The organism is Bacillus sp. LR--39 (genome assembly GCF_053613335.1).
The window spans coordinates 1-948 of the sequence record NZ_JBSIOT010000459.1 but is presented as its reverse complement, the minus strand read 5'-3'; the positions used below and the strand labels follow the sequence as shown (position 1 = coordinate 948).

Sequence of the window (948 nt, the reverse complement as noted above, 5' to 3'; positions counted from 1 at the left end):
TCATTCATTAAAATGAGTGTTCTTCTTCCACATTTTTAAACTGGTCATAAATTACAAGCTTAGACGGACTGTTTTCCTTAGCCACCTGTTTGGCCTTTTCAATAGCGGCGTCTTTAGACGTATACAAAGCTGTCGGCGCTACATTCTCCACCTCAATAAATCAGCCGTCCGCATCAACATTAGGCGTAATCGCATATTTCTTTATCATCTTTCATTCCTCCCTCATGTTTTATTGCATTTTTCCCGCCTTGTTGCTGTCCGAAACGATCCAATCTGCTAACTGAAAAAAACAGGAAACAGACAATTTTTCTATTTTTTTTCTGTAGAAATGGTAGAATGGAGGTTGGAGATTTTTTAATGAGAGGACGGTGCTTAGCATGACAGACCTTCTGAATGACCGGCTTCCTCCGCAAAATATAGAAGCCGAACAAGCCGTGTTAGGCGCTATTTTTTTACAGCCGTCTGCTTTAACACTGGCTTCAGAAGTATTGATTCCAGATGATTTCTATAGAATGTCCCACCAAAAAATCTATAATGCGATGCTGGTGCTCGGTGACCGAGGTGAACCGGTTGATCTGGTGACGGTAACATCAGAGCTTGCGAACACAGACCTGCTGGAAGAAGTAGGCGGCATTTCATATTTGACAGATATTGCAAACTCGGTGCCGACAGCGGCTAATATAGAATATTACGCGAAAATCGTTGAGGAAAAATCGATTCTTCGCCGATTAATCAGAACTGCGACAACGATTGCTCAAGACGGGTATACCCGTGAGCATGAGGTCGAGGATTTACTCAGTGAAGCGGAAAAAACGATTATGGAAGTGGCACAGCGCAAAAACACGAGCGCCTTCCAAAATATTAAGGACGTCCTTGTCCAAACCTATGATAATATCGAACAGCTTCACAATCGAAAAGGTGATATCACGGGGATTCCAACAGGGTTTA

At 42.6% G+C, this 948-nt stretch carries 2 protein-coding genes; one reads left to right on the top strand and one right to left on the bottom strand.

The features are described 5' to 3' along the window. Positions 1–7: 7 nt before the first annotated feature. Entirely contained in the window at positions 8–157 is a 150-nt protein-coding gene (locus ACWHAR_RS24125; RefSeq protein WP_237984026.1) for a DUF2188 domain-containing protein, read from the bottom strand. 220 nt (positions 158–377) lie between these two features. On the opposite strand from ACWHAR_RS24125, the gene ACWHAR_RS24120 reads away from it, so the two are divergent. Continuing rightward, positions 378–948 (top strand): DnaB-like helicase N-terminal domain-containing protein (locus ACWHAR_RS24120; RefSeq protein WP_452088064.1); only part of this gene is annotated, 571 nt, incomplete at its 3' end.